Origin of the sequence: Streptomyces misionensis (assembly GCF_007896895.1) — a bacterium.
Taxonomy (GTDB): domain Bacteria; phylum Actinomycetota; class Actinomycetes; order Streptomycetales; family Streptomycetaceae; genus Streptomyces; species Streptomyces misionensis_A.
The window spans coordinates 1-22,799 of sequence record NZ_VOGW01000060.1 but is presented as its reverse complement, the minus strand read 5'-3'; the positions used below and the strand labels follow the sequence as shown (position 1 = coordinate 22,799).

24 protein-coding genes are annotated in these 22,799 nt (G+C 72.1%); 16 read left to right on the top strand and 8 right to left on the bottom strand.

What is annotated here, in order from left to right; genetic code table 11:
* From FRZ03_RS10855 to FRZ03_RS10805, 11 genes are all read left to right on the top strand, one after another.
* Window positions 1-837: S1C family serine protease (locus tag FRZ03_RS10855; RefSeq protein WP_146464963.1), on the top strand; the 837-nt coding region annotated here is incomplete at its 5' end.
* An 88-nt stretch (window positions 838-925) separates the two neighbouring features.
* Window positions 926-1,171: a hypothetical protein gene (locus FRZ03_RS10850; protein ID WP_315902639.1), complete on the top strand. Its 246-nt coding sequence runs from the start codon at window positions 926-928 to the stop codon at window positions 1,169-1,171.
* A gap of 116 nt (window positions 1,172-1,287) precedes the next feature.
* Window positions 1,288-2,022, top strand: a complete 735-nt coding sequence (locus tag FRZ03_RS10845; protein WP_146464938.1) for a response regulator transcription factor — start codon at window positions 1,288-1,290, stop codon at window positions 2,020-2,022.
* Entirely contained in the window at window positions 2,019-3,500 is a 1,482-nt protein-coding gene (locus FRZ03_RS10840) for a HAMP domain-containing sensor histidine kinase (RefSeq protein ID WP_146464937.1), read from the top strand. The genes FRZ03_RS10845 and FRZ03_RS10840 overlap by 4 nt, the downstream gene beginning before the upstream one ends.
* A gap of 104 nt (window positions 3,501-3,604) precedes the next feature.
* On the top strand, window positions 3,605-4,531 hold the full coding sequence (mshD, locus tag FRZ03_RS10835) for a mycothiol synthase (RefSeq protein ID WP_146464936.1): 927 nt from the start codon (window positions 3,605-3,607) through the stop codon (window positions 4,529-4,531).
* A 105-nt stretch (window positions 4,532-4,636) separates the two neighbouring features.
* Complete coding sequence (locus FRZ03_RS10830) at window positions 4,637-5,023, top strand: GntR family transcriptional regulator (protein WP_146464935.1); 387 nt, start codon at window positions 4,637-4,639, stop codon at window positions 5,021-5,023.
* The gene (locus tag FRZ03_RS10825; RefSeq protein ID WP_146464934.1) at window positions 5,020-5,901 is read left to right on the top strand and encodes an ABC transporter ATP-binding protein; all 882 of its coding nucleotides are present in this window, start codon (window positions 5,020-5,022) and stop codon (window positions 5,899-5,901) included. The genes FRZ03_RS10830 and FRZ03_RS10825 overlap by 4 nt, the downstream gene beginning before the upstream one ends.
* A complete protein-coding gene (locus FRZ03_RS10820; RefSeq protein WP_146464933.1) occupies window positions 5,898-6,908 on the top strand; it encodes an ABC transporter permease in 1,011 nt (336 codons plus the stop codon). The genes FRZ03_RS10825 and FRZ03_RS10820 overlap by 4 nt, the downstream gene beginning before the upstream one ends.
* Before the next feature lie 235 nt (window positions 6,909-7,143).
* The gene (locus tag FRZ03_RS10815; protein WP_186785351.1) at window positions 7,144-9,498 is read left to right on the top strand and encodes an RNA degradosome polyphosphate kinase; all 2,355 of its coding nucleotides are present in this window, start codon (window positions 7,144-7,146) and stop codon (window positions 9,496-9,498) included.
* Window positions 9,479-10,537 carry a CHAD domain-containing protein gene (locus tag FRZ03_RS10810; protein ID WP_146464931.1) on the top strand — a complete coding sequence of 353 codons (1,059 nt, stop codon included), beginning with the start codon at window positions 9,479-9,481 and terminating at the stop codon, window positions 10,535-10,537. Before FRZ03_RS10815 ends, FRZ03_RS10810 begins: the two co-directional genes overlap by 20 nt.
* Entirely contained in the window at window positions 10,534-10,950 is a 417-nt protein-coding gene (locus FRZ03_RS10805) for an NUDIX hydrolase (RefSeq protein ID WP_146464930.1), read from the top strand. The genes FRZ03_RS10810 and FRZ03_RS10805 overlap by 4 nt, the downstream gene beginning before the upstream one ends.
* Here the strand turns inward: FRZ03_RS10805 and FRZ03_RS10800 are convergent.
* Complete coding sequence (locus tag FRZ03_RS10800) at window positions 10,947-11,123, bottom strand: hypothetical protein (RefSeq protein ID WP_315902638.1); 177 nt, start codon at window positions 11,121-11,123, stop codon at window positions 10,947-10,949. The genes FRZ03_RS10805 and FRZ03_RS10800 overlap by 4 nt on opposite strands.
* A 115-nt stretch (window positions 11,124-11,238) precedes the next feature.
* Here FRZ03_RS10800 and FRZ03_RS10795 point away from each other — a divergent pair, with 115 nt between their 5' ends.
* On the top strand, window positions 11,239-12,111 hold the full coding sequence (locus FRZ03_RS10795; protein WP_146464928.1) for an SCO4651 family lipoprotein: 873 nt from the start codon (window positions 11,239-11,241) through the stop codon (window positions 12,109-12,111).
* Between the two features lie 120 nt (window positions 12,112-12,231).
* Entirely contained in the window at window positions 12,232-12,411 is a 180-nt protein-coding gene (locus FRZ03_RS39020; protein ID WP_186785350.1) for a hypothetical protein, read from the top strand.
* 52 nt (window positions 12,412-12,463) lie between these two features.
* On the opposite strand, the gene FRZ03_RS10790 is transcribed toward FRZ03_RS39020, so the two are convergent.
* Window positions 12,464-12,808, bottom strand: coding sequence for a metal-sensitive transcriptional regulator (locus FRZ03_RS10790; protein ID WP_070025122.1), 345 nt, complete (start codon window positions 12,806-12,808; stop codon window positions 12,464-12,466).
* A gap of 233 nt (window positions 12,809-13,041) precedes the next feature.
* On the opposite strand from FRZ03_RS10790, the gene FRZ03_RS10785 reads away from it, so the two are divergent.
* On the top strand, window positions 13,042-13,662 hold the full coding sequence (locus tag FRZ03_RS10785) for a DUF47 domain-containing protein (protein ID WP_015493282.1): 621 nt from the start codon (window positions 13,042-13,044) through the stop codon (window positions 13,660-13,662).
* Between the two features lie 7 nt (window positions 13,663-13,669).
* A complete protein-coding gene (locus FRZ03_RS10780) occupies window positions 13,670-14,668 on the top strand; it encodes an inorganic phosphate transporter (RefSeq protein ID WP_146464927.1) in 999 nt (332 codons plus the stop codon).
* A 169-nt stretch (window positions 14,669-14,837) separates the two neighbouring features.
* Here the strand turns inward: FRZ03_RS10780 and pstB are convergent, their stop codons facing one another.
* The 4 genes from pstB to pstS all read right to left on the bottom strand — a co-directional run bounded on the left by pstB (window position 14,838) and on the right by pstS (window position 18,971).
* Window positions 14,838-15,614: a phosphate ABC transporter ATP-binding protein PstB gene (gene pstB / locus FRZ03_RS10775; protein ID WP_146464926.1), complete on the bottom strand. Its 777-nt coding sequence runs from the start codon at window positions 15,612-15,614 to the stop codon at window positions 14,838-14,840.
* Between the two features lie 35 nt (window positions 15,615-15,649).
* The gene (pstA, locus tag FRZ03_RS10770) at window positions 15,650-16,711 is read right to left on the bottom strand and encodes a phosphate ABC transporter permease PstA (protein ID WP_146464925.1); all 1,062 of its coding nucleotides are present in this window, start codon (window positions 16,709-16,711) and stop codon (window positions 15,650-15,652) included.
* Window positions 16,708-17,712 (bottom strand): phosphate ABC transporter permease subunit PstC, encoded by a 1,005-nt coding sequence (gene pstC, locus FRZ03_RS10765; protein WP_146464924.1) that lies wholly within the window; start codon window positions 17,710-17,712, stop codon window positions 16,708-16,710. Before pstC ends, pstA begins: the two co-directional genes overlap by 4 nt.
* Before the next feature lie 125 nt (window positions 17,713-17,837).
* Entirely contained in the window at window positions 17,838-18,971 is a 1,134-nt protein-coding gene (gene pstS / locus FRZ03_RS10760; RefSeq protein ID WP_146464923.1) for a phosphate ABC transporter substrate-binding protein PstS, read from the bottom strand.
* A gap of 357 nt (window positions 18,972-19,328) precedes the next feature.
* On the opposite strand from pstS, the gene FRZ03_RS10755 reads away from it, so the two are divergent.
* Window positions 19,329-20,903 (top strand): FAD-binding oxidoreductase, encoded by a 1,575-nt coding sequence (locus tag FRZ03_RS10755; RefSeq protein ID WP_146464922.1) that lies wholly within the window; start codon window positions 19,329-19,331, stop codon window positions 20,901-20,903.
* Window positions 20,904-21,005: 102 nt separating this feature from the next.
* Here FRZ03_RS10755 and FRZ03_RS10750 read toward each other — a convergent pair whose 3' ends face one another.
* Together FRZ03_RS10750 and FRZ03_RS10745 are read right to left on the bottom strand one after the other, a co-directional pair.
* Window positions 21,006-21,710 (bottom strand): phosphatase PAP2 family protein, encoded by a 705-nt coding sequence (locus tag FRZ03_RS10750; RefSeq protein WP_146464921.1) that lies wholly within the window; start codon window positions 21,708-21,710, stop codon window positions 21,006-21,008.
* A gap of 231 nt (window positions 21,711-21,941) precedes the next feature.
* Window positions 21,942-22,799 (bottom strand): C40 family peptidase (locus FRZ03_RS10745; RefSeq protein ID WP_146464920.1); only part of this gene is annotated, 858 nt, incomplete at its 5' end.

Sequence of the window (22,799 nt, the reverse complement as noted above, 5' to 3'; positions counted from 1 at the left end):
GTCGCCATCGTCGCCGCGGCGGTCGGCGGCGCCACCGCGTACGGCTTCCAGGAGCTGACCGGCAAGGACTCCGTGACCGCCACCGGGACCAGCACCAACGCGGTGCCGGCGGGCAAGCGGGGCGACGTCGCCGCCATCGCGGCCGCGGTCAGCCCGAGCGTGGTGGAGATCAACGCCACCCTCGACAACGGCTCCTCCACCGGCTCCGGCGTGATCATCTCGGGCAACGGGGAGATCGTCACCAACAACCATGTGATCGCGGGCGCGCAGTCGGTCAAGGTGCGCACCAGCGACGGCCACGCCTACACCGCCGACGTCGTCGGCACCGACCGCTCCAAGGACCTCGCGCTGAGCAAGCTGGAGGGCGCCTCCGGGCTGAAGACGGCGAACCTCGGCAATTCCAGCAGCGTGCAGGTCGGCGACTCGGTCGTGGCGATCGGCTCCCCCGAGGGCCTGACCGGCACCGTCACCAGCGGCATCGTCTCCGCGCTCGACCGGGACGTCACCGTGCCCACCGACGAGAGCCAGGGGCAGGGCACGGGCGGCGACGGACAGTGGCCGTTCCAGTTCGGCGGCCGCCAGTTCAACGGCGACACCGGCTCCTCCACCACCACGTACAAGGCGATCCAGACGGACGCCTCCCTCAACCCCGGCAACTCGGGCGGCGCGTTGATCGACGCGGCCGGGAACATCATCGGCATCAACTCCGCGATGTACTCGTCGAGCCAGCAGCAGTCCTCGTCCTCGGACGCGGGCAGCATCGGCCTCGGCTTCGCGATCCCCGTCAACACGGTCAAGTCCGACCTGGCCAAGCTGCGGTCGGGCGGGCAGAACTAGGGCCTCTCGTTCGGATCATGCCGGGCTCGCGCGCCCTCGGGCCCGCCCCGGCGTCACTCGCAGTGTCTGCAGTGTCTGGAGGAACATCATGATGATCACCCAGGTTTTCCACCAGGAAGCGGGCCGTGCCCCGGCCGACGTCTCCCTCGCCCTCGCGGTCGCACGGCAACTGCACGCGCCGGCCGCCCCCGCCCCGCGCGCCCCGGAGATCATCCCGACGCCGGTGCCCCAGCTGATGGGCCTGCGCCGCAGCTCCGCCGACCGCCCCCACCGCCGCAAGGTGCCGCTGCACCGGCTGACCGGCATGGGCAGCCTGGCGGTCCTCGGCGTCTGACCCTTGGCGTCCAGGCCTCCCGGCCCGGCACCATGGGAGGCTGTAGGACAGCGGACCAGGACACCCGAACACGGACAACCCGACCCCCACCTCCACCTCCACAAGGAATCGCGAGCATGAGCCCCGCCGAAGGCGACCGTGACACCCAGCGCATCCTGATCGTCGACGACGAGCCGGCCGTACGCGAGGCGCTCCAGCGCAGTCTCGCCTTCGAGGGGTACGACACCGAGGTCGCCGTCGACGGCGCGGACGCGCTGGAGAAGGCCGCGGCGTACAAGCCGGACCTGGTCGTCCTCGACATCCAGATGCCCCGGATGGACGGTCTGACGGCGGCCCGCCGCATCCGGGGCGGCGGGGACACCCTGCCGATCCTCATGCTCACCGCCCGCGACACGGTCGGCGACCGGGTGACCGGCCTGGACGCGGGCGCCGACGACTACCTCGTCAAGCCCTTCGAGCTGGACGAGCTGTTCGCCCGCATCCGCGCCCTGCTGCGGCGCAGCTCCTACGCGGCGGCCGTCTCGCCCGAGGCCCAGGCGGACGAGGCCCTCACCTTCGGCGACCTGCGCATGAACCTGGCGACCCGGGAGGTGACCCGGGGCGGCCGGCAGGTCGAACTGACCCGCACCGAGTTCACGCTGCTGGAGATGTTCATGGCGCACCCGCGCCAGGTCCTCACCCGCGAGCAGATCCTCAAGGCGGTGTGGGGCTTCGACTTCGAGCCGTCCTCGAACTCGCTCGACGTCTATGTGATGTACCTGCGGCGCAAGACCGAGGCGGGCGGGGAGCCCCGGCTCGTGCACACCGTGCGGGGCGTCGGCTACGTCCTGCGGCAGGGCGGCGCCGAGTGAGCCGACTCCTGCGGCGCTACCGTTCGCTGCCGATCAGGGCCCGGCTGGCCGTGCTGGTCGCGGCGGCGGTGGCGTTCGCGGTGGCGGCGGTCTCGGTGACCTGCTGGTTCATCGTGCAGGGCAAGCTGTACGAACAGGTCGACAACGATCTGCGCAGAACGGCGCCGCGTCCGGCCGCGGAGACGGTGTACAACCTGCTCTCCGCGTGTCCGCAGAAGCCGGCCGACACCTCCCCCTACGGCGTCCTGCGGTCCCGGGAGACCGTCTACACCCAGCTGGTGAAGCCGGACGGCACGCCGTGCGTGCCCAGCGACTCCGCGGGGACCGTGAAGACCACCGAGGCCGACCGGGTGGTGGTGCGCGACTCCGTCACCCACGGCGACGGCATCCTGCGCAACGGCACGGACACGAACGGCAACGACGTCCGGGTGCTCACCATGCCGCTCGTGATCGACACCAACGTGGGCCCGCAGCTGTACCCCGGGGCGGCCATGATGATCGGCGTCCCCCTCAAGAACACCGAGAAGACCCTCAACGACCTGGCGCTCGTCCTGCTGCTGGTGTCCGGGGTGGGCGTGCTGGGCGCGGGGGCCGCGGGCCTCGCGGTGGCCCGGGCCGGACTGCGCCCGGTGGACAAGCTCACCGAGGCCGTGGAGCACATGGCCCGCACCGAGGACCTGACCATCCGGATCCCGGTGGAGGAGGAGAGCGAGGACGAGGTGGCCCGGCTGTCCCGGTCGTTCAACTCCATGACGGCCTCCCTGGCCGGTTCCCGGGAGCTCCAGCAGCAGCTGATCGCGGACGCCGGGCACGAACTGCGCACCCCGCTGACCTCGCTGCGCACCAACATCGAACTGCTCACCCGCAGCGAGGAGACGGGCCGCCCGCTGCCCCCCGAGGACCGCAAGGCGCTGCTGGCCTCGGTGAAGGCCCAGATGACCGAACTCGCCTCGTTGATCGGCGACTTGCAGGAGCTGTCCCGGTCGGAGGGCCAGCACGGCGAGCGGGTCCAGGTGGTCTCCTTCCAGGACACCGTGGAGGCGGCCCTGCGCCGGGCCCGGCTGCGCGGCCCCGAGCTGACCATCACGGCGGACCTGGAGCCCTGGTTCGTGCGCGGGGAACCGTCCGCGCTGGAGCGGGCCGTGGTGAACGTCCTCGACAACGCGGTGAAGTTCAGCCCCGAGGGCGGCACCGTCGAGGTCCGCCTCGCCGAGGGCGTGCTCACCGTCCGCGACCACGGTCCCGGCGTTCCCGAGGACGAACTCCCGTACGTCTTCGACCGGTTCTGGCGCTCCCCGAGCGCCCGCGCGCTGCCCGGCTCCGGCCTCGGCCTGTCCATCGTCGCCCGTACGGTGCAACAGTCCGGCGGCGAGGTCGCCTTGGCCCGCGCGGAGGGCGGCGGCACGCTGGTGACGGTCCGGCTGCCGGGGGCGCCGGTGCCGCCGCCGGAGACGGCCGTGGCCGAGGCGGCGGGATAGGCCGGGAGCGGCCGCGGGAGGCGCGGGGCACGCGCGCGGACGCCGTGTCCGGTGTCCGCGCCACTTCCGCCCGCCGCCCGCGCCCGCCCCGTACCCTCGTACACATGAGCAGCGACGACACCGTACGGGCCTTTCCCGCCCGCTCCATCGAGACCCATTCCGCGCTCACCCCGGACCAGGCCGAGGCCGTGCTCACCCTGCTCGGCGAGGCCGCGCGGGTCGACGGGCAGCAGCCGGTGTCCGAGCAGGGCCGGCTGCAACTGCGCGGGGGTGCCCGCGAGGGCGTCACGCATCTGCTGCTGCACGTCGACGGCGAACTCGTCGGCTACGCCCAGCTGGAGGACACCGACCCGGTCGAGGCACCGGCCGCGGAACTCGTCGTCCACCCCGCGCGCCGGGGGCACGGGCACGGCCGGGCGCTCGGCGCGGCCCTGCTCGCCGCCTCCGGCAAGCGCCTGCGGGTGTGGGCGCACGGCGGGCACCCCGCCGCCCGCCATCTCGCCCAGGTCCTCGGCCTGACCCTGTTCCGCGAACTGCGGCAGATGCGGCGGTCGTTGACCGACCTCGAACTGTCCGAGCCGCGGCTGCCGGAGGGCGTGACCGTGCGCACCTTCGTGCCCGGCAAGGACGACAGCGCCTGGCTCGCGGTCAACGCGGACGCGTTCGCCCACCACCCCGAGCAGGGCTCGCTGACCCAGCGGGACCTGGACGACCGCAAGGACCAGCCGTGGTTCGACCCGGCCGGCTTCTTCCTCGCCGAACGGCGCGGGGAGCTGATCGGCTTCCACTGGACCAAGGTGCACGCCGAGGAGGGCCTCGGCGAGGTCTACGTCCTCGGGGTCCGCCCCGGCGAGCAGGGCGGCGGCCTCGGCAAGGCGCTCACCGCCATCGGCCTGCGCCACCTCGCCGCGCAGGGCCTGCCGACCGCGATGCTCTACGTGGACGCCGACAACCTGGCCGCGGTGGCGGTGTACGAGCGGCTGGGCTTCCGCACCTACGAGACGGACCTGATGTACCGCACCGAAACGTGAGGTGACGGAAGACAGCGGCGCGGGACCAGGGGCGGCCGGGTTTGACGGCCGCCCCTCTCTTGCAGCACCCTTTCACTACTCAATTAGTGAAAGGGTGTTTCGCGCGTGGTCGAATATCGCATCGACCGGCACAGCGGTGTCGCCACGTACGTCCAGATCGTCCAGCAGACCAAGCAGGCCCTGCGCCTCGGGCTGCTGCGCCCCGGGGACAAACTGCCGACGGCCCGGGAGGTCGTCGAGGCCACCGCCATCAACCCGAACACCGTCCTCAAGGCCTACCGCGAACTGGAGCGGGAGGGCCTGGTCGAGGCGCGGCGGGGGCTCGGCACCTTCGTCCGCCGGTCGCTGGGCGCCGCCCCGGCCGACTCCCCGCTGCGCGCGGAGCTGGAGGAGTGGGCCCGGCGCGCCCGCGCGGGCGGCCTGGAGCGGGACGACGTGGCCGCCCTCTTCACCGCCGTACTCGACAAGCACTTCCAGGGAGATCCGTCATGAGCAGCGACACGGCCCTGCGGGCCGACGCTCTGGGGAAGAGGTTCGGCCGCCGCGGCGGCTGGGCCCTGCGGGACTGCGCGTTCCGGCTGCCCGCCGGACGCGTGTGTGCCCTCGTGGGGCCCAACGGAGCCGGCAAGTCCACCCTCCTGGCCCTCGCCGCCGGGCTGACGGCCCCCACCGAGGGCGCTCTCACCGTCCTCGGCACCACCCCGGCCGAGGCCCGCCCCCGGGTCGGCTACCTCGCCCAGGACAAGCCCCTCTACCCCCAGCTCACCGTCGCCGAGACGCTGCGCATGGGCGCCGCGCTCAACCCCGAGCGCTGGGACCCGGCCGTCGCCGAGGGCGTCGTCGCGGGCGGCGACCTGGACCCCGCGGCCCGCGTGCGCACCCTCTCCGGCGGCCAGCGCACCCGCGTCGCGCTCGCCCTCGCCCTCGGCAAGCGGCCCGAACTGCTGCTCCTCGACGAGCCGATGGCCGACCTCGACCCGCTGGCCCGGCACGACCTGATGGGCACCCTGATGGGACAGGTCGCGCGGTACGGCACCACGATCGTGCTGTCCTCGCACGTCGTCGCGGAACTGGAGGACTCCTGCGACCACCTGCTGCTGGTCGGCGGCGGCCGGGTCCGGCTGGCCGGCGAGATCGACGAGCTGCTCGCCGCCCATCTGCGGATCAGCGGCGCCGCCGCGGACGCCGACCTCGGCCCGCACACCGTGGTGGAGTCCCGCGTCACCGGCCGCCAGCTCAGCGCGCTGATCCGCCCCGCCGGACCGCTCACCGACGGCTGGCGCGCCACCGCGCCCTCCCTGGAGGAACTCGTCCTCGCCCATCTGCGCAGCCCCAACGCACCGAGCCTGACCGAGGAGCGTGCCGCATGAGCGCCCTGACCCTGACGACCCCGTCCCCCGAGCGGCCCCGGCAGACCCGCTGGCTGCTGCGGCTGCACCGGCCCGCCCTCTGCGCCTGGGTCGCCCTGGCGGTCGTCCTGGCCGCCCTGCTGCTCGCCCTCGCCGGCCCGCTGGTGGACGCGGCGGCCGAGGGCTGGCGGCAGTACGGGGCGTGCGGCATGAGCCCGCGGTGCAGCTACGACCAGGCCGCGATCATGCGCTACAAGGACTACTACAACTACGCCACCATCGCGCTGAACCTGCTGCCCTTCGTGGTGGCCGCCTGGGCGGGCGCCGCGCTGACCGGCCGCGAGCTGGAGTCGGGCACCGCCCGGCTCGCCTGGACACAGTCCACCTCCCCGGCCGGCTGGCTGACGGTACGCCTCGCCGTCCCGGCGCTCGGCCTCCTGGTCTGCACCGGCCTGCTGAGCCGGCTGCACCACCTCGCCTGGGCCGCGGGCGAGGACCGGATCGACTCCGCCAAGGAGTGGTACGACCGCTTCACCTTCCATGCGAACGGCCCCACCCTCGCGGCCCTCACCCTCGCCGGTCTCGCGGCCGGCGCCCTGGCCGGCCTGCTGGTGCGCCGGGCGCTGCCCGCGCTGGTCATCGGCGTCCTGGTGACCGGTGCGGTGCGGGGGCTGGCCGAACTGGCGCTGCCCCACCTGTGGCCCGCGGTCACCCGCACGGGCTCCGTGGACCGGTTCGTCCCCGGCGACGGCCTCGGCGTCGACCAGGGCATGGTGACCCGCGGCGGCGCCCATGTGCCGGCCCCGTCCTGCGACAGCCCGGCCGGCTGCGACGCGGCGTACAAGGACTTCGTCGGGCGCTACGACGTCTTCCACCCGGCCTCCCATTTCTGGCCGCTCCAGCTCACCACCAGCGCGCTGTTCCTGGCCGTCACCGCGCTCCTGGTCACCGCCTGCTTCCTGACCCTGCGCCACCACACCGGCGCACTGCGCTCCCCGAGGACGGCGAGGACGGCGAAGACCGCCTGACCCCTCCCCGCACGGCCACGGGACCGTACACCGCCCGCCGCGGCCGTACGGTCCCGCTCGGCCGCGGTCGGCGGGTACGGTCCCGCTCGGCCGCGGTCGGGCCCGGAGGAACTCCGTCGGGCCCGGAAGAACCGCGTCGGGCACTGGGCCGGGGACCCTCGGGGGCCGCCCCCCGCTATCCCGCACGTCATGTCGCCGTAACCGTCGATTCAGACGGGCTTGCGACGCTCGGCCAATGAGACCCGACGTGCCAGAGCCTTCGCCGCCCCCCGAGGGGCCCGCGGGGAACGGGACCGTGACGCTCCCGCCCGCACGTTCCGACGCGCCTGTGACCCCGGTCGCGCGGAAGAATGGGTCCATGAGCCAGCAAGACACCCAGGCAGAGGCACAGCACCCGCAGCCCCCCGTGGGCTCCATCGCCGCGCACCGCCCGCACACGGTGGTCCCCGCGGTCTCCGACCTGGCCCCCGACATCGACGCGGATCTCGACGCGTACGAGGAGGCCGGGGCCGGCGGCGCCCCGCTGCCCGAGGGCCGCTTCCTGGACCGGGAGCGCAGCTGGCTCGCCTTCAACGAACGCGTCCTGGAGCTGGCCGAGGACCCGGACACGCCCCTGCTGGAGCGCGCCAACTTCCTCGCGATCTTCGCCAGCAACCTGGACGAGTTCTTCATGGTCCGGGTCGCCGGGCTGAAGCGCCGCATCGCCACCGGTGTGGCCACCCGCTCCGCCTCCGGCCTCCAGCCGCGCGAGGTGCTGGAGATGATCTGGGCCCGCTCGCGCGAGCTGATGGCCCGGCACGCCGCCTGCTACCACGAGGACGTCGCCCCCGCGCTCGCCGAGGAGGGCATCCACCTGGTCCGCTGGAACGAGCTGACCGACAAGGAACAGGCCCGCCTGTTCACGCTCTTCCGGCACCAGATCTTCCCGGTCCTCACCCCGCTGGCCGTCGACCCCGCGCACCCCTTCCCCTACATCTCCGGCCTGTCCCTGAACCTGGCCGTCGTCGTGCGCAACCCCGTCAGCGGCCACAAGCACTTCGCGCGCGTCAAGGTCCCGCCGCTGCTCTCCCGCTTCCTGGAGTCCAGCCCCGGCCGGTACGTCCCCGTCGAGGACGTCATCGCCGCGCACCTCGAAGAGCTGTTCCCGGGCATGGAGGTGCTGGAGCACCACGCCTTCCGGCTCACCCGCAACGAGGACCTGGAGGTCGAGGAGGACGACGCCGAGAACCTCCTCCAGGCCCTGGAGAAGGAGCTGATGCGGCGCCGCTTCGGGCCGCCGGTGCGTCTGGAGGTCGAGGAGTCCATCGACCGCGAGGTGCTCGACCTGCTGGTGCGCGAGCTGAAGATCTCCGAGGCCGAGGTCTACCCGCTGCCCGGCCCGCTCGACCTCACCGGCCTGTTCCGCATCCACGGCCTGGACCGGCCCGAGCTGAAGTACCCCAAGTTCGTCGCGGGCACCCACCGCGACCTCGCCGAGGTCGAGTCCGCCTCCGCGCCCGACATCTTCGCGGCGCTGCGCCAGCGGGACGTGCTGCTGCACCACCCGTACGACAGCTTCTCCACCTCCGTGCAGGCCTTCCTCCAGCAGGCCGCCGACGACCCGGACGTCCTCGCGATCAAGCAGACCCTGTACCGCACCTCCGGCGACTCCCCGATCGTGGACGCGCTGATAGACGCGGCCGAGTCCGGCAAGCAGGTGCTGGTCCTGGTCGAGATCAAGGCCCGCTTCGACGAGCACGCCAACATCAAGTGGGCGAAGAAGCTGGAGGAGGCCGGCTGCCACGTCGTCTACGGCCTGGTCGGCCTGAAGACGCACTGCAAGCTGTCGCTGGTGGTCCGCCAGGAGGGCGACACCCTGCGCCGCTACAGCCACGTCGGCACCGGCAACTACCACCCCAAGACGGCCCGCCTCTACGAGGACCTCGGCCTGCTCACCGCGGACCCCCAGGTCGGCGCGGACCTCTCCGACCTGTTCAACCGGCTGTCCGGCTACTCCCGCCGGGAGACCTACCGCCGGCTCCTCGTCGCCCCCAAGTCCCTGCGCGACGGCCTGATCTCGCGGATCGACAAGGAGGCCCAGCACCACCGTGCGGGCCGCCCCGCGTTCGTCCGCATCAAGGTCAACTCGATGGTGGACGAGGCGGTCGTCGACGCCCTCTACCGGGCCTCCCAGGCGGGCGTGCCGGTGGACGTCTGGGTCCGCGGCATCTGCGCGATCCGGCCCGGCGTGCCCGGGCTCTCGGAGAACATCCGGGTCCGCTCCGTGCTCGGCCGCTTCCTGGAGCACTCCCGGGTGTTCGCCTTCGGCAACGGCGGCGAGCCCGAGGTGTGGATCGGCAGCGCCGACATGATGCACCGCAACCTCGACCGGCGGATCGAGGCCCTGGTGCGGGTCGTGGACCCCGGCCACCGCGCGGCCCTCAACCGGCTGCTGGACACCGGCATGTCCGACACCACCGCCTCCTGGCACCTCGGCCCGGACGGCGAGTGGACGCGGCACGCGACCGACGCGGACGGCCAGCCCCTGCGCAACATCCAGGAGATGCTCATAGACGCCCGGAGGCGCCGGCGTGGCACAGCAACACCTTGACCCGACGGACCCCACGGCCGGCACGGCGACCGGGGACGCCCTCGCGGGCTATCTGCGCGCCCGGGCCACGGAATTCCTGCGCGCCCTGCGGCTGCACCGGGAGACCGGCGGCACCGCGGGCGGCGGCGAGGAGTCCGTCGACGCGGCCCGCGCCCTGCGCCGCTCGGCCCGCCGCATCAGCGCCAGCCTGCACACCTACCGCCCGCTCCTCGATGCCGCCTGGGCGGAGTCGATGCGCCCCGAACTGGCCTGGGTGTCCGGCACCCTGGCCCTGGAGCACGCCTACGAGGCCCGCCTGGAACGGCTGTTGCAGGCGCTGCACCGGCTGTCCGGGGCGACGGCGCTGCCGGGCCGGCCGGCCGCGGCGGCGGGACCGGCCGGCCCCGCCGGGGGTCCGCCGGCCACCGCGGCGGACCGCGCCAGCCTCACCGTCGGCGCCGCCAAGGCCGGTGCGCTGCTCGACCGGCAGCTCACCCTCGCCCGGACCAGGGCCCACTCCACCGCCCTCCAGGCGCTGGGCTCCAGCCGCTTCCACGCCGTCGCCGACAAGGTCGCCGTACTGGCCAGCGAGGTTCCCCTCGTCCCGGCCGCCCCCGCCACCGAGCTGCACCCGCTGGCAGCCGCCGCGCAGGAGCGCCTGACGGACGCCGTCGCCGCCCTGCCCCTGCTCACCGCGGGCCACCCCTACAACGCTCAGGCCCTGGTCCACGGCCTGTCCCCGGACCCGTCCCCGCACCCCCAGGACGGCCCCTGGCACCAGGTCCGCCTGCTGATGCGCCTGCACCGGTACGCCCGGGAGGTGCTGCACGGCGACACCCCCGTCGATGCCCGGCTGCTGACCGCCGGCCAGGCCCTGAACCGGCACCGCGACGCCTCCGAGGCCGCCGCCGCGGCGGCCCAGGCGGCCCGCACCCCCCGGATCACCCCGGCGACGGCGTACGCTCTCGGCGTGCTCCACGCCGATCAGCGGCACGAGGTGGAGGCGTCCCGGTTCGCGTTCCAGCGGGCCTGGCTGAAGGAGACGGTGGAGGCGGTGTGAGCGACACCCCGATCCTGGCGGCGGGCTGCGTCCTGTGGCGCCGCGCCCCGGCCGGCGGCGCCCTGGAGCTGTGCCTGGTGCACCGGCCCAAGTACGACGACTGGTCGCACCCCAAGGGCAAGCTCGAACCCGGCGAGGACGCGCTCGCGGGTGCGCTGCGCGAGGTCGTGGAGGAGACCGGGTACACGGCCGAGCCGGGCGCGGAACTACCCACCCTGCGCTACGCGGTGGCCGACCGCCCCAAGCAGGTGCGCTACTGGGCGGCCGAGGCGGCCGCGGGCGGCTTCGTCCCCAACCACGAGGTCGACCGCGTCCTGTGGCTGGCCCCCGCCGCCGCCCGCGCCCGTCTCACCCACGCCCACGACCGCGAGCTGGTGGACGCGCTGCTGGGCGTGCTCGGGGAACGGCCTTAGAGCGGCTCGCTCTCCGCGGACGCGGCCTGTCCCGCGTGCGCCGCCGCGTCCGTACGGGCCTGGCTGCGGGCCCTGCGGGCCGGGCCGCGCCAGCCGCAGCTGCACCGGGCCACGCAGAAGCGGCCCTGCTCGGTCGTCGTCGTCAGATGATCCTGTCCGTCCTGCTGCGCCACGACGTCCACGGTACCGAGGACCCCCCGGGCAGGGGCGTGACGGCAGTCCCCTACCCGTCGTTAACCGGGACGACAGGGGCCCGTGACGGACGTACCGGCTGGGGGAAGGCAGACGATGGAACGGCGGCAGCACAGACACACGGGCAGGACGGCCGTCGCACTGGGCGTCACCCTCGCCACCTTCGCCCTGGGAGCGGGCGCCACCGGCTGTTCCGGCCGCGGCGCCGCCGCCGAGGGCGTGCGCAGCGGCGCGGGCGATCCGGTCGCCCTGCTGGCCGGCGCCGCCGACACCCTGCGCGCCGCGCGCACCTCCAAGGCCAGTACCGCCATGGAGATGGCCACCGGCGGCACCCGGGTCACCATCCGCGGCAAGGGCGTCTACGACTACGTCCACCGGCTCGGCCGGCTCACCGTCGTCCTCCCCGAGGACCCGACCGGCGCCGCCGAGCACCGGCCCATCACCGAACTCCTCGCGCCCGGCGCCCTGTTCATGAAGAACCGGGGGGCCGGGGTGCCCGCCGACAAATGGGTACGGGTGGAGACGGCCACGCTCTCCGACGGCAATCTCGTCACCGGCGGCGTCACCGACCCCTACGCGGCGGCCGAGGTGCTGCGCGGCACCCGGGAGGCGGCCTACGTCGGCCGCGCCGAGGTCGGCGGCACCCCCGTGCGGCACTACCGGGGCACCGCGGACCTGGCCCGCGCGGCCCGGCACGCCCCGGCCGACGTACGGCGGTCCCTGACCGCGGCGGCGAAAGGGTTCGCCACGGCCGAGGTGCCCTTCGACGCCTACCTGGACGGCCAGGGCCGGCTGCGCAAGCTGCGCCAGCGCTTCAGCTTCGTCAACGGCCGGCAGAAGACCCCGGTGGCGGTCGCCTCGACCACCCTGCTGTACGGCTTCGGCGCCCCCGCCGTCGTGGCCCTGCCGCGCGAGCGGGACATCTACGCGGGCCGGATCGCGGAGGACGCCGGCACCAACGGGGCCTGATTCCGGCCGAGTTCCCGGCCCGCACTAGTCCCAGGCGGCAACCCGTAAGTAGCCCGTCCGTGCCATGCGCGGTAGGTAAGACGCTGCCTACCCTAGGAGTTCGGTGACGGCAGGGAAGAGGTGAGGCGGGTGGCGGCGGTCGGCGGTACGGCGGTTCAGGACCACGTGGCCCTCGCCGAGATCGAGCTGTGCGGCGAGCTGATCATCGCGGCCTCGGCCGCCGAGGACCGGCTCAGCCTGGAGAGCATCGACGAGGTGCTCCGCGTCGAACGGCGAGAACGCGAGCGCCGCGCGGAGTGAACGCGCGGCGCGCGCCGGGAACGCCCGAAGCGGGACCGGACGGCGGCGGGGCTCAGGTGCGCAGCAGCCGGCCGATCGCCTTCGTCGCCTCGTCCACCTTCTCGTCGATCTGGTTCCCGCCCGCGAGGGCCGCGTCCGCCACGCAGTGCCGCAGATGCTCCTCCAGCAGCTGGAGCGCGAAGGACTGCAGCGCCTTGGTGGAGGCGGAGACCTGGGTGAGTATGTCGATGCAGTAGGTGTCCTCGTCGACCATCCGCTGCAGACCCCGGATCTGCCCCTCGATCCGGCGCAGCCGCTTGAGGTGCTCGTCCTTCTGCTTGTGATAGCCGTGCGTGACGTGTTCGGCGCCGTCCGTGTGCTCGGAGGGTGCCGTGGCGCCGGCCTCGGTCGTCGTCATCGCGGGCCTCCATCTCGGGACGGGTGTTTTCGGTCACACACCGGGGGACATACCGCCCGGCATACCCCTACTGGGTATATGGTACCGAATTTTGCTGGGTATGGGGGCCTTGGTACGCCCCCGTGATGATCGCTGTGCTTGATGGGCGACACTGGAGGGCGGCCCGATAGCCGTGGCCGGATGATGCGCCTAGCATCAGCCTGACCGAAACCGAAGCACCCCGAGGACCCCACGTGCGCTTTCGTCTGACCCCCAGGGAGACGAGCTTCTACGACATGTTCGCCGCATCCGCGGACAACATCGTCACCGGCTCGAAACTCCTGATGGAACTGCTCGGGGCGGACTCCTCCGCCCGAGCCGAGATCGCGGAGCGCATGCGGGCAGCGGAACACGCAGGTGACGACGCCACGCACGCGATCTTCCACCAGCTCAACTCCTCGTTCATCACGCCGTTCGACCGCGAGGACATCTACGCCCTCGCCGGTTCCCTGGACGACATCATGGACTTCATGGAGGAGGCCGTCGACCTCGTCGTCCTCTACAACGTCGAGGAACTGCCCAAGGGCGTCGAGCAGCAGATCGAGGTGCTGGCCCGCGCGGCCGAGCTGACCGCGGAGGCGATGCCGAACCTCCGCACCATGGACAACCTCACCGAGTACTGGATCGAGGTCAACCGTCTGGAGAACCAGGCCGACCAGATCCACCGCAAGCTGCTGGCCCACCTCTTCAACGGCAAGTACGACGCCATCGAGGTGCTGAAGCTCAAGCAGATCGTGGATGTGCTGGAAGAGGCGGCGGACGCTTTCGAGCACGTGGCGAACACGGTGGAGACCATCGCCGTCAAGGAGTCCTGAGGCGTCGATGGACACCCTGGCTCTGATCGTGACCGTCGCGGTCGCGCTCCTCTTCACGTACACCAACGGCTTCCACGACTCGGCGAACGCGATCGCCACCTCGGTCTCCACGCGCGCGCTGACCCCGCGGGCGGCGCTGGCGATGGCCGCGGTGATGAACCTCGCCGGCGCGTTCCTCGGCTCCGGCGTCGCCAAGACGGTCAGCGAGGGCCTGATCGAGACGCCCTCGGGCGGGCTGGGGATGGGCATCCTCTTCGCCGCGCTCATCGGCGCGATCGTCTGGAACCTGACCACCTGGTACTTCGGTCTGCCCTCGTCCTCCTCGCACGCGCTGTTCGGCGGCCTGGTGGGCGCGGCGCTCGCGGGCGGGACGGCGGTCCACTGGGACGGCGTGGTCGACAAGGTCATCGTGCCGATGTTCCTGTCGCCGGTGGTCGGTCTGGTCGTCGGCTACCTGGTGATGCTGCTGATCATGTGGCTGTTCCGGCGCACCAACCCGCACAAGGCCAAGCGGGGCTTCCGCATAGCCCAGACCGTCTCGGCGGCGGGCATGGCGCTCGGCCACGGCCTCCAGGACGCCCAGAAGACGATGGGTGTCGTGGTGATGGCGCTGGTGATCGCCGGCAACGAGACGTTCGGCGACCCGATCCCGGTCTGGGTGAAGCTGGTCTCGGCCATCATGATGTCGCTCGGTACGTACGCGGGCGGCTGGCGGATCATGCGCACCATGGGCCGCAAGATCATCGAGCTGGACCCGCCGCAGGGTTTCGCGGCGGAGGCGACCGGCGCGTCGATCATGTTCGGCACGGCGTACCTCTTCAAGGCGCCGATCTCCACGACCCACGTCATCACCTCGGCCATCATGGGCGTCGGCGCGACGAAGCGGCTGAACGCGGTGCGCTGGGGCGTGGCCAAGAACATCGTCCTGGGCTGGTTCATCACCATGCCGGCCGCGGCCCTGGTCGCCGCCCTGGTCTTCGGGCTCGTCAAGCTGACGGTGCTCTAGTCCTTCCCGGCCCACTGCGCCCACCCGCCTGTCGGCGGGTGGGCGTTCCGCGTCCCGGGGGCGGCCGCGGCCTCGCACGCGAAGGGGCCCGCCCCCGGGAGCCAGGGGCGGGCCCTTCGCGTCCTCGCGGTGGCACCGCCATGCAGCACCGCGAGGGGTTCGTGCCGGCTCAGCCGAAGCGGCCGGAGATGTAGTCCTCCGTCGCCTGCACCGACGGGTTGGAGAAGATCCGCTCGGTGTCGTCGATCTCGATCAGCCGGCCGGGCTGGCCGACCGCCGCGAGGTTGAAGAAGGCCGTGCGGTCGGAGACACGCGCCGCCTGCTGCATGTTGTGCGTCACGATGACGATCGTGAAGCGCTCCTTCAGCTCGCCGATCAGGTCCTCGATGGCGAGGGTCGAGATCGGGTCCAGCGCAGAGCACGGCTCGTCCATCAGCAGCACCTTCGGCTCGACGGCGATCGCCCGCGCGATGCACAGCCGCTGCTGCTGGCCACCGGAGAGACCGGAGCCCGGCTTGTTCAGGCGGTCCTTCACCTCGTTCCAGAGGTTCGCGCCCTTGAGCGACTTCTCGACGATGTCGTTCAGCTCGCTCTTCTTGTAGTTGCCGTTCAGCCGCAGGCCCGCCGCCACGTTGTCGAAGATCGACATCGTGGGGAAGGGGTTGGGGCGCTGGAAGACCATGCCCACCTCGCGCCGCACCGACACGGGGTCCACCCCGGTGCCGTACAGGTCCTCGTCGTCGAGGAGCACCTTGCCCTCGACCCGGCCGCCCGGGGTGACCTCGTGCATGCGGTTGAGCGTGCGCAGGAACGTCGACTTGCCGCAGCCGGACGGCCCGATGAACGCCGTCACCGAGCGCGGCTCGACCGTCATCGAGATGTCCTCGATCGCCTTGTGGGTGCCGTAGTACGCGGTCAGTCCGCTTACGTCGATTCGCTTGGCCATTGCTTGCTTCACTTCCGTCAGTCGCTGAGGCCGCGTCAGCGACCGGTCTTCGGGGCCTTCCAGCGGGCGATGCCGCGGGCCGCCAGGTTGAGGATCATCACGAAGGCGATCAGCGTGAGCGAGGCCGCCCAGGCGCGGTCGTACGCCGCCGTGGAACCGGAGCTCTGCGAGTACTGCTGGTAGATGTACAGCGGCAGCGCCTGCTGGGCACCCGAGAACGGGTTGTTGTTGATGAAGGAGTTGCCCCACACCAGCAGCAGGACCGGCGCCGTCTCGCCCGCGATACGGGCGATGGCCAGCATGATGCCCGTGGTGATGCCGCCGATGGAGGTCGGCAGGACCACCTTGAGGATGGTGCGCCACTTGGGCACGCCGAGCGCCAGCGACGCCTCGCGCAGCTCGTTCGGCACGAGCTTGAGCATCTCCTCCGTGGAGCGGACCACCACCGGCATCATCAGGATGGCCAGGGCCAGCGAGCCGGCGAAGCCGAAGGGCTGCATGTCGGCCATCAGCATCAGGCTGAGGATGAACAGGCCGGCGACGATCGACGGGATGCCCGTCATCACGTCGACGAAGAAGGTGACCGCGCGGGCGAGGCCGCCGCGGCCGTACTCCACCAGGTAGATCGCGGTGAGCACGCCGACCGGGGCGCCGATCAGGGTGGCGAGGCCGACCTGCTCCAGGCTGCCGATGATCGCGTGGTAGATGCCGCCGCCCGGCTCGGAGTCGGCGACGACGCCCATGGAGTGCGTCAGGAAGTACGGGTCGAGGACCTTCACACCGCGCTTGACGGTGGTCCAGATCAGCGAGACCAGCGGGACCACGGCGAGCAGGAAGGCGACCCACACCAGCGAGGTGGCGATGCGGTCCTTGGCCTGCCGCCGGCCCTCCACCGCGGAGGCGATGACGTACGTGCCGAGGACGAACAGCAGCGCGGCGATCAGGCCCCACTGGATGTGGCTGGTCAGCCCGGCGCCCGCGCCGATGCCGATCGCGACCACGATCGAGCCGCCGGCGATCGCCCACGGCGACCACTTCGGCAGGCTGGCGCTGCGCAGCGAGCTGCCGCGCTTGTCGGTGACGGCTGCGGTGCTCATGCGTTGGCCCCCGAGTACTCCTTGCGGCGGGCGATGATCGCGCGGGCCGCGCCGTTGACCAGCAGGGTGATGACGAACAGGACGAGGCCGGAGGCGATCAGCGCGTCCCGGCCGTCCTGCGTCGCCTCGCCGAACTTGCTGGCGATGTTCTGGGCGAAGGTGCCGCCGCCCGGGTCGAGCAGGCTGGTCTGGATGTCGAAGGTCGGGGACAGCACGGTGGCCACGGCCATCGTCTCGCCGAGGGCGCGGCCGAGGCCGAGCATCGAGGCGGAGATCACGCCGGAGCGGCCGAAGGGCAGCACCGACATGCGGACGACCTCCCAGCGCGTGGCGCCGAGGGCCAGGGCGGCCTCCTCGTGCATCTGCGGGACCTGCCGGAAGACCTCGCGGCTCACGTTGGTGATGATCGGCAGGATCATGATCGCCAGCAGGATGCCCACGGTGAGCATCGAGCGGGGCGCGCCGCCCTGCCAGGAGAAGATGCCGGTCCAGCCGAGGTACTCGTCGAGCCAGCCGAACAGGCCGTTCAGGTGCGGTACGAGGATCAGGGCGCCCCACAGGCCGTAGACGATGGACGGCACGGCGGCGAGCAGGTCGATCACGTACGCGACGGGGCCGCTCATCCGGCGCGGGGCGTAGTGGGTGAGGAACAGCGCGATGGCGACCGCGACCGGCACGGCCAGGACCATGGCGATGACCGAGGAGACCACCGTGCCGAAGGCCAGGACCGCGATGCCGAAGGACGGCGGGACCAGGTTGGTGTTCCACTCGAAGGTGGTCAGGAAGTTGCCGTGGTCCTTGCTGATCGCGAGGGACGCGCGGTAGGTGAGGAAGACCGCGATCGCGGCCATGATCACCAGCAGCAGGATGCCGGAGCCGCGGGACAGGCCGAGGAAGACGCGGTCGCCGGGGCGGGTGGCGCCGCGGTTCACACGCTTCTGGACGTTCGCGGGCGGCTGGGACGTGGGGGGAGGGGCGTCGGTTGTCTTCGTTGTGTCCATCGGGTTCTCCGGTCTGCGGAGCCGCTCGCCCGAAGGGGGAGCGCGGCTCGTGGCGGCGGTGCACCGGACGGTGCGGCCCGGCCCGCGGGGAGGCCGTGGGAACCGGGCCGCACTTTCGGATCAGGTCAGCTCAGGGTCGCGATGGTGCTGCGGACCTTGCTGATGATCGCGTCGGGCATCGGCGCGTAGTCGATGCCGCTGAGCAGCTTCTGGCCGTCCTCGGACGCCATGTAGTTGAGGAAGGACTTGACGGTGGGCAGCGTGTCGGCCTTGTTGCCCTTGTCGCAGGCGATCTCGTACGTCACCAGGGTGATCGGGTAGGCGCCGTCGGCCTTGGTGTTGTAGTTCAGCTTCAGCGAGAGGTCGCTGCCGGTGCCGACGACCTTGGCGTCGGCGATGGCCTTGGTGGCGCTGTCGGTGCTGGGGGCGACCGGCTGGGCCGCACCGGTGTCGATGCTGACCGGCTTGATGCCGTCGCCGACGTAGGACAGCTCGAAGTAGCCGATGGCGCCGTTGGTCTGCTTGACCTGCTGGGCCACGCCGGAGGACTGCGCGGCGGACTGGCCGCCCTTGGCCTGCCAGGTCTTGCCGCCGGAGTACTTCCAGTTGTCCGGGGTGGTGGCGATCAGGTACTTGGTGAAGTTGTCCGTGGTGCCGGAGTCGTCCGAGCGGTGGAAGGCCTGGATCTTCAGGTCGGGAAGCTTCGCCGAGGGGTTCAGCTTCTTGATCGCCTGGTCGTTCCAGTTGGTGATCTTGCCGTCGAAGATCTTGGCGAGCGTCGGGGCGTCGAGGACCAGGTTGTCCACGCCGTTCAGGTTGTAGCCGATGGCGATCGGGCCGCCGACCATCGGCAGGTCGATGCCCTGGCCGCCGGAGCAGACCTTCTTGGACGCGGCGACCTCTTCGGGCTTGAGCGCCGAGTCGGAGCCCGCCCACGGGATCTGGCCCTGGGTGAAGGAGGTCACGCCCGCGCCGGAGCCGCCGGCCTTGTAGTTGATCTGCACGCCACAGGCCTGCGAGAAGTTCTTCACCCAGGCGTCGATCGCGTTCTTCTGCGCGGAAGAACCGTCGGAGAGCAGCTGCCCCTTGGCGCCGTCGCACTTGATCGAGGAAGCGTTGGCGGCCGAGGACGGGTTGCCCGAGGCCTTGGAACCGCCACCGTTGTCGTCGGAGCCGCACGCCGTCAGGGCCAGGGCGCCGGAGACGGCGACAGCACCGAGAGTCAGGGCGCGCAGCCGGTTCTTGCGCTGAAGCTTCACGTTCGGGAGTTCCTTCCAGGAGCCGCCGCTGTCGGCGGCGTGCGAAGTCGTGAGTGCGGGAGCGCATCCATCACCGCACTCCGCACCGGGTACGGCCGAAATTAGGCAGATCAGGTGAAGCCGCCGAAGGCCGTAAATGAACGACGGGTGAACCCCTGCCGTCAGCCCGGTGAGGTAACGGAATGCTCACGGCGAGGCCACGCCCGGATCCCGGCGACCGGGCGGGCGGACACCCGTGCGACGTCCGGCACCCGTACGGGGGAACCCCGCGGCGCGCGCCGTCGTCTCGATTCGCGGGGGCCACGGGGGTCACGGGGCCCGCGGAGGCCATGAGGGCCGCGGAAAGGCGACGGACACATGGAACGGCGTACGTTCATCTCGGGCGGCGTGGCCGCGCTGGCGACGGCAGTGACCGCGTGCGGGGCGGGCGGGGGCCGCTCCGCCGCGGCCTCGGCACACCCCTCGGGCGCGTCCGGGGGCCCCTCCTCGTCGCTCACGGCGATGCGGACCACCACCGCGAGCGCCGCCGCGGACTGGAGCGCCCTCGCCCACGACCTCGACGGCACCCTGGTCCGCCCCGGCGACGCCCAGTGGAAGACGGCCCACCAGCTGTACAACACCCGCTTCGACGGGCTGCGGCCCGCCGCGGTCGCCTACGTCGCGCACCCCGCCGACATCCGCACGGTCCTGTCGTACGCGAAGGCCCGGCACATACCGGTGTCGATCCGCAACGGCGGCCACTCCTACGCCGGATACTCCTCCGGCGACAACCGCCTCGTCGTGGACGTCTCCCGGCTGAACGGCGTCCGGGTGAGCGGCGGCCAGGCGGTGGTCGGCGCCGGCGCCAAACTGATCGACGTCTACCGGGGGCTGGCCGCGAAGGGCGTGACCATACCCGCGGGCTCCTGCCCCACGGTCGGCGTCTCCGGCCTGGTGCTCGGCGGCGGCCACGGTGTCGTCTCCCGCGCCTACGGCCTGACCTGCGACAGCCTCACCCAGGCCACGCTGGTCACGGCCGACGGCAAGCAGCTCACCGCCGACGCCAAGAACCACCCCGACCTCTTCTGGGCGCTGCGCGGCGCGGGCAACGGCAACTTCGGCGTCGTCACCGAGCTGCACTTCAGGACCCATCCGGCGCCGCAGGCGGTGACCGCGTACCTGTCCTGGCCGTGGCCGAAGGCGGCGGCGGTGCTCAAGGCCTGGCAGGAGTGGGGGCCGGGCCAGCCGGACGAGATCTGGTCCTCGCTGCACCTGTCCTGCTCGCCCGGGCGCACCCCGGCCGTCTCCGTCTCCTGCTTCTCCCTCGGCACGTACGGCGAACTCCAGAACGCCGTGGACCGCCTGGCCCACCTGGCCGGCGCCGACGCCTCCGCCGTCTCCCTGCACCGCCGGGGCTACGAGCAGGCCATGGAGATCTACGCCGGCTGCTCCTCCTTCTCCGCGCAGGCCCAGTGCCACCTGCCCGGCGCCACGCCCGGCCGCTCCCCGCGGGGCGCGCTCGGCCGCGAGACGTACGCGGCCCGCTCCGACTTCTTCGACCGCTCGCTGTCCGCGGCGGGCATCCAGACGGTGCTCCGCCAGATCGCCTCCGTGCGGGGCGGCGCGGGCAGCATCGCGTTCACCGCGCTGGGCGGCGCGGTCAACCGGGTCGCGCCGACGGCCACGGCCTTCGTCCACCGCCGCTCGCGCATGCTCGCGCAGTACATCGCGTCCTGGCCGGCGGGCTCCTCCGGCGCCACCGCCCAGTCCTGGCTGACATCGGCCCACCAGGCCATGGCCCCGCACGCCTCCGGCGCGGCGTACCAGAACTACACGGACCCGACGCTGACGAACTGGCGCAAGGCGTACTACGGGGACGCGGCGGCGCGGCTGGCGCAGGTGAAGGCGGCGTACGACCCGCAGCGCTTCTTCTCGTACGCGCAGGGGATTTAGGGCCTCTCGTCCGGATCAGGCCGGGCTCGCGGGGGCGTTCACCGGCGGCCGGTCGGCCCGGGTCGCCCGGCCGGCGCCGGTGAACGCCCCGCCGTCGTACCGCTACGCCGCCAGGTCCCGTTCCTCCGGTTCCGCCGGCTCCACGGCCCGGCGCGCCCCCGGCACCACGGGGACCCCGGCCGCGGCCCGGCGCCGCACGAGCCGGCCGGCCCGGGGCGAGCGTTCCACCGCCCGCATCAGCGGGGTGAGCAGTGCCGAGGCCAGGGGGGCGAGAAGCAGGGTCACCGCCGTGCCGAGGGCGAATCCGCCGATCACGTCCGTCGGGTAGTGGACGCCCATGAAGACCCGGCAGAACCCTTCCAGCAGCGCCAGGCCGATCCCGACGATGCCGAATTTCCGGTTGGCGACGAACAGGCCCACGCCGAGCGCCATCGTCAAGGTGGCGTGATCGCTGACGAAGGAGAAGTCCGTCTTTCCGGCGACGAGAACGTCGAGTCCCTGATGGTCCACGAAGGGACGCGGCCGTTCCACGAATCCCCGGATCGGGATGTTCACCAGCACCGCGATCCCGGCCGCGAGCGGCGCCCACACCAGCGCGGCCATCGAGGACGCCGTGTCCTCGGTGCCCCGCCGGCGCACGGACCACCAGCACCACACCACCAGCAGCACCATCGCGAGCAGCAGTCCGTACTCGCCCACGAACTCCATGATCCGGTCGAACCAGTGCGGTGCGTCCTTGGCCAGCCCGTTGATGTCATAAAGCAGTTCGACGTCGGGGTTCGATCCGGATTCGGCGAGTACAGCCATGGTGCTGCGGCCCCTTCGTCGTTTTCCCGGACGCACCTCGTGTGCGTCGCACCGACCCCCGTGGTTCGTAGATCCGCTTCCGCTGCACTGCGCCGTACTGACGTCCGCTCGGCTACGTCAACAGGAACGCACGGTCACCACCAATACGTTCCACTCTCCACTGAAAGATCACGCAGACGTTACCGAAGAGAGACTCATCATCGCAGCTCAGGGGGCAGGTTCACGCACGGTTTACACCGACGTGGGGAGCGCTTTTGCGCCATCTTCCGTTACCCGGGTGGCACCGAAATAATCGGCGCCGTCGATCGGGTCGAACCGGATCACGGCTCCCGTCCGCGGCGCGTCGATCATGTAGCCGCCGCCGACGTAGATCCCCACGTGATGGATGGCCCGGGAATCGTTGGGGTCGTGGGAGAAGAACACCAGGTCGCCCGGGAGGAGCTGGCTGCGCGAGGGGTGCGGGCCGGCGTTGTACTGGTCGTTTGCCACCCGCGGCAGCGAGATCCCGACGCTCCGGTACGCGGCCTGGGTCAGCCCCGAGCAGTCGAACCGCCCGCCCTGCGCGGCGGTGCCCTCACCGCCCCACAGGTACGGCGTGCCGAGCTTCTTCTGCGCGAAGTCGATGGCGCCGGCGGCCTGCCGGGTGGGGTCGAGCCGGGTGGGCGGCGCGGCGAAGCTCTCCGCGAGGCTGCGGATGCGCTGCACGTAGTTCTGCGTCTCGCTGATGGCCGGCACCCCGCCCGACTGGATGACGCGGTAGGCACCGGCGTTGTAGGCGGCGAGCATGTTGTCGGAGACGTTGCCCGGCACGTCCTTGACGTACTTGGCCAGTTCGCAGTCGTACGACGCCGCCGAGGGGATGGCGTCGGCCGGGTCCCAGATGTCCCGCTTGCCGTCGCCGTTGCCGTCGATGCCGTGCGTCGCCCAGGTGCTCGGGATGAACTGCGCGATCCCCCGGGCGTCGGCCGGGCTGACCACCCGCGGGTTCCAGCCGCTCTCCTGGTACAGCTGCGCCGCCAGCAGCGCGGGGCTCAGCGCGGGGCACAGGTTCCCCCACTTCTGCACCAGCTGCTGGTACGCGGCCGGCAC

Bases quoted from the DNA above. Each gene is read 5' to 3' on its own strand.
- FRZ03_RS10850 (WP_315902639.1), top strand. From the start codon at position 926: ATGATGATCACCCAGGTTTTCCACCAGGAAGCGGGCCGTGCCCCGGCC.
- FRZ03_RS10845 (WP_146464938.1), top strand. From the start codon at position 1,288: ATGAGCCCCGCCGAAGGCGACCGTGACACCCAGCGCATCCTGATCGTC.
- mshD (WP_146464936.1), top strand. From the start codon at position 3,605: ATGAGCAGCGACGACACCGTACGGGCCTTTCCCGCCCGCTCCATCGAG.
- FRZ03_RS10825 (WP_146464934.1), top strand. From the start codon at position 5,020: ATGAGCAGCGACACGGCCCTGCGGGCCGACGCTCTGGGGAAGAGGTTC.
- FRZ03_RS10820 (WP_146464933.1), top strand. From the start codon at position 5,898: ATGAGCGCCCTGACCCTGACGACCCCGTCCCCCGAGCGGCCCCGGCAG.
- FRZ03_RS10815 (WP_186785351.1), top strand. From the start codon at position 7,144: ATGAGACCCGACGTGCCAGAGCCTTCGCCGCCCCCCGAGGGGCCCGCG.
- FRZ03_RS10795 (WP_146464928.1), top strand. From the start codon at position 11,239: ATGGAACGGCGGCAGCACAGACACACGGGCAGGACGGCCGTCGCACTG.
- FRZ03_RS10790 (WP_070025122.1), bottom strand. From the start codon at position 12,808: ATGACGACGACCGAGGCCGGCGCCACGGCACCCTCCGAGCACACGGAC.
- FRZ03_RS10780 (WP_146464927.1), top strand. From the start codon at position 13,670: ATGGACACCCTGGCTCTGATCGTGACCGTCGCGGTCGCGCTCCTCTTC.
- pstB (WP_146464926.1), bottom strand. From the start codon at position 15,614: ATGGCCAAGCGAATCGACGTAAGCGGACTGACCGCGTACTACGGCACC.
- pstA (WP_146464925.1), bottom strand. From the start codon at position 16,711: ATGAGCACCGCAGCCGTCACCGACAAGCGCGGCAGCTCGCTGCGCAGC.
- pstC (WP_146464924.1), bottom strand. From the start codon at position 17,712: ATGGACACAACGAAGACAACCGACGCCCCTCCCCCCACGTCCCAGCCG.
- FRZ03_RS10755 (WP_146464922.1), top strand. From the start codon at position 19,329: ATGGAACGGCGTACGTTCATCTCGGGCGGCGTGGCCGCGCTGGCGACG.
- FRZ03_RS10750 (WP_146464921.1), bottom strand. From the start codon at position 21,710: ATGGCTGTACTCGCCGAATCCGGATCGAACCCCGACGTCGAACTGCTT.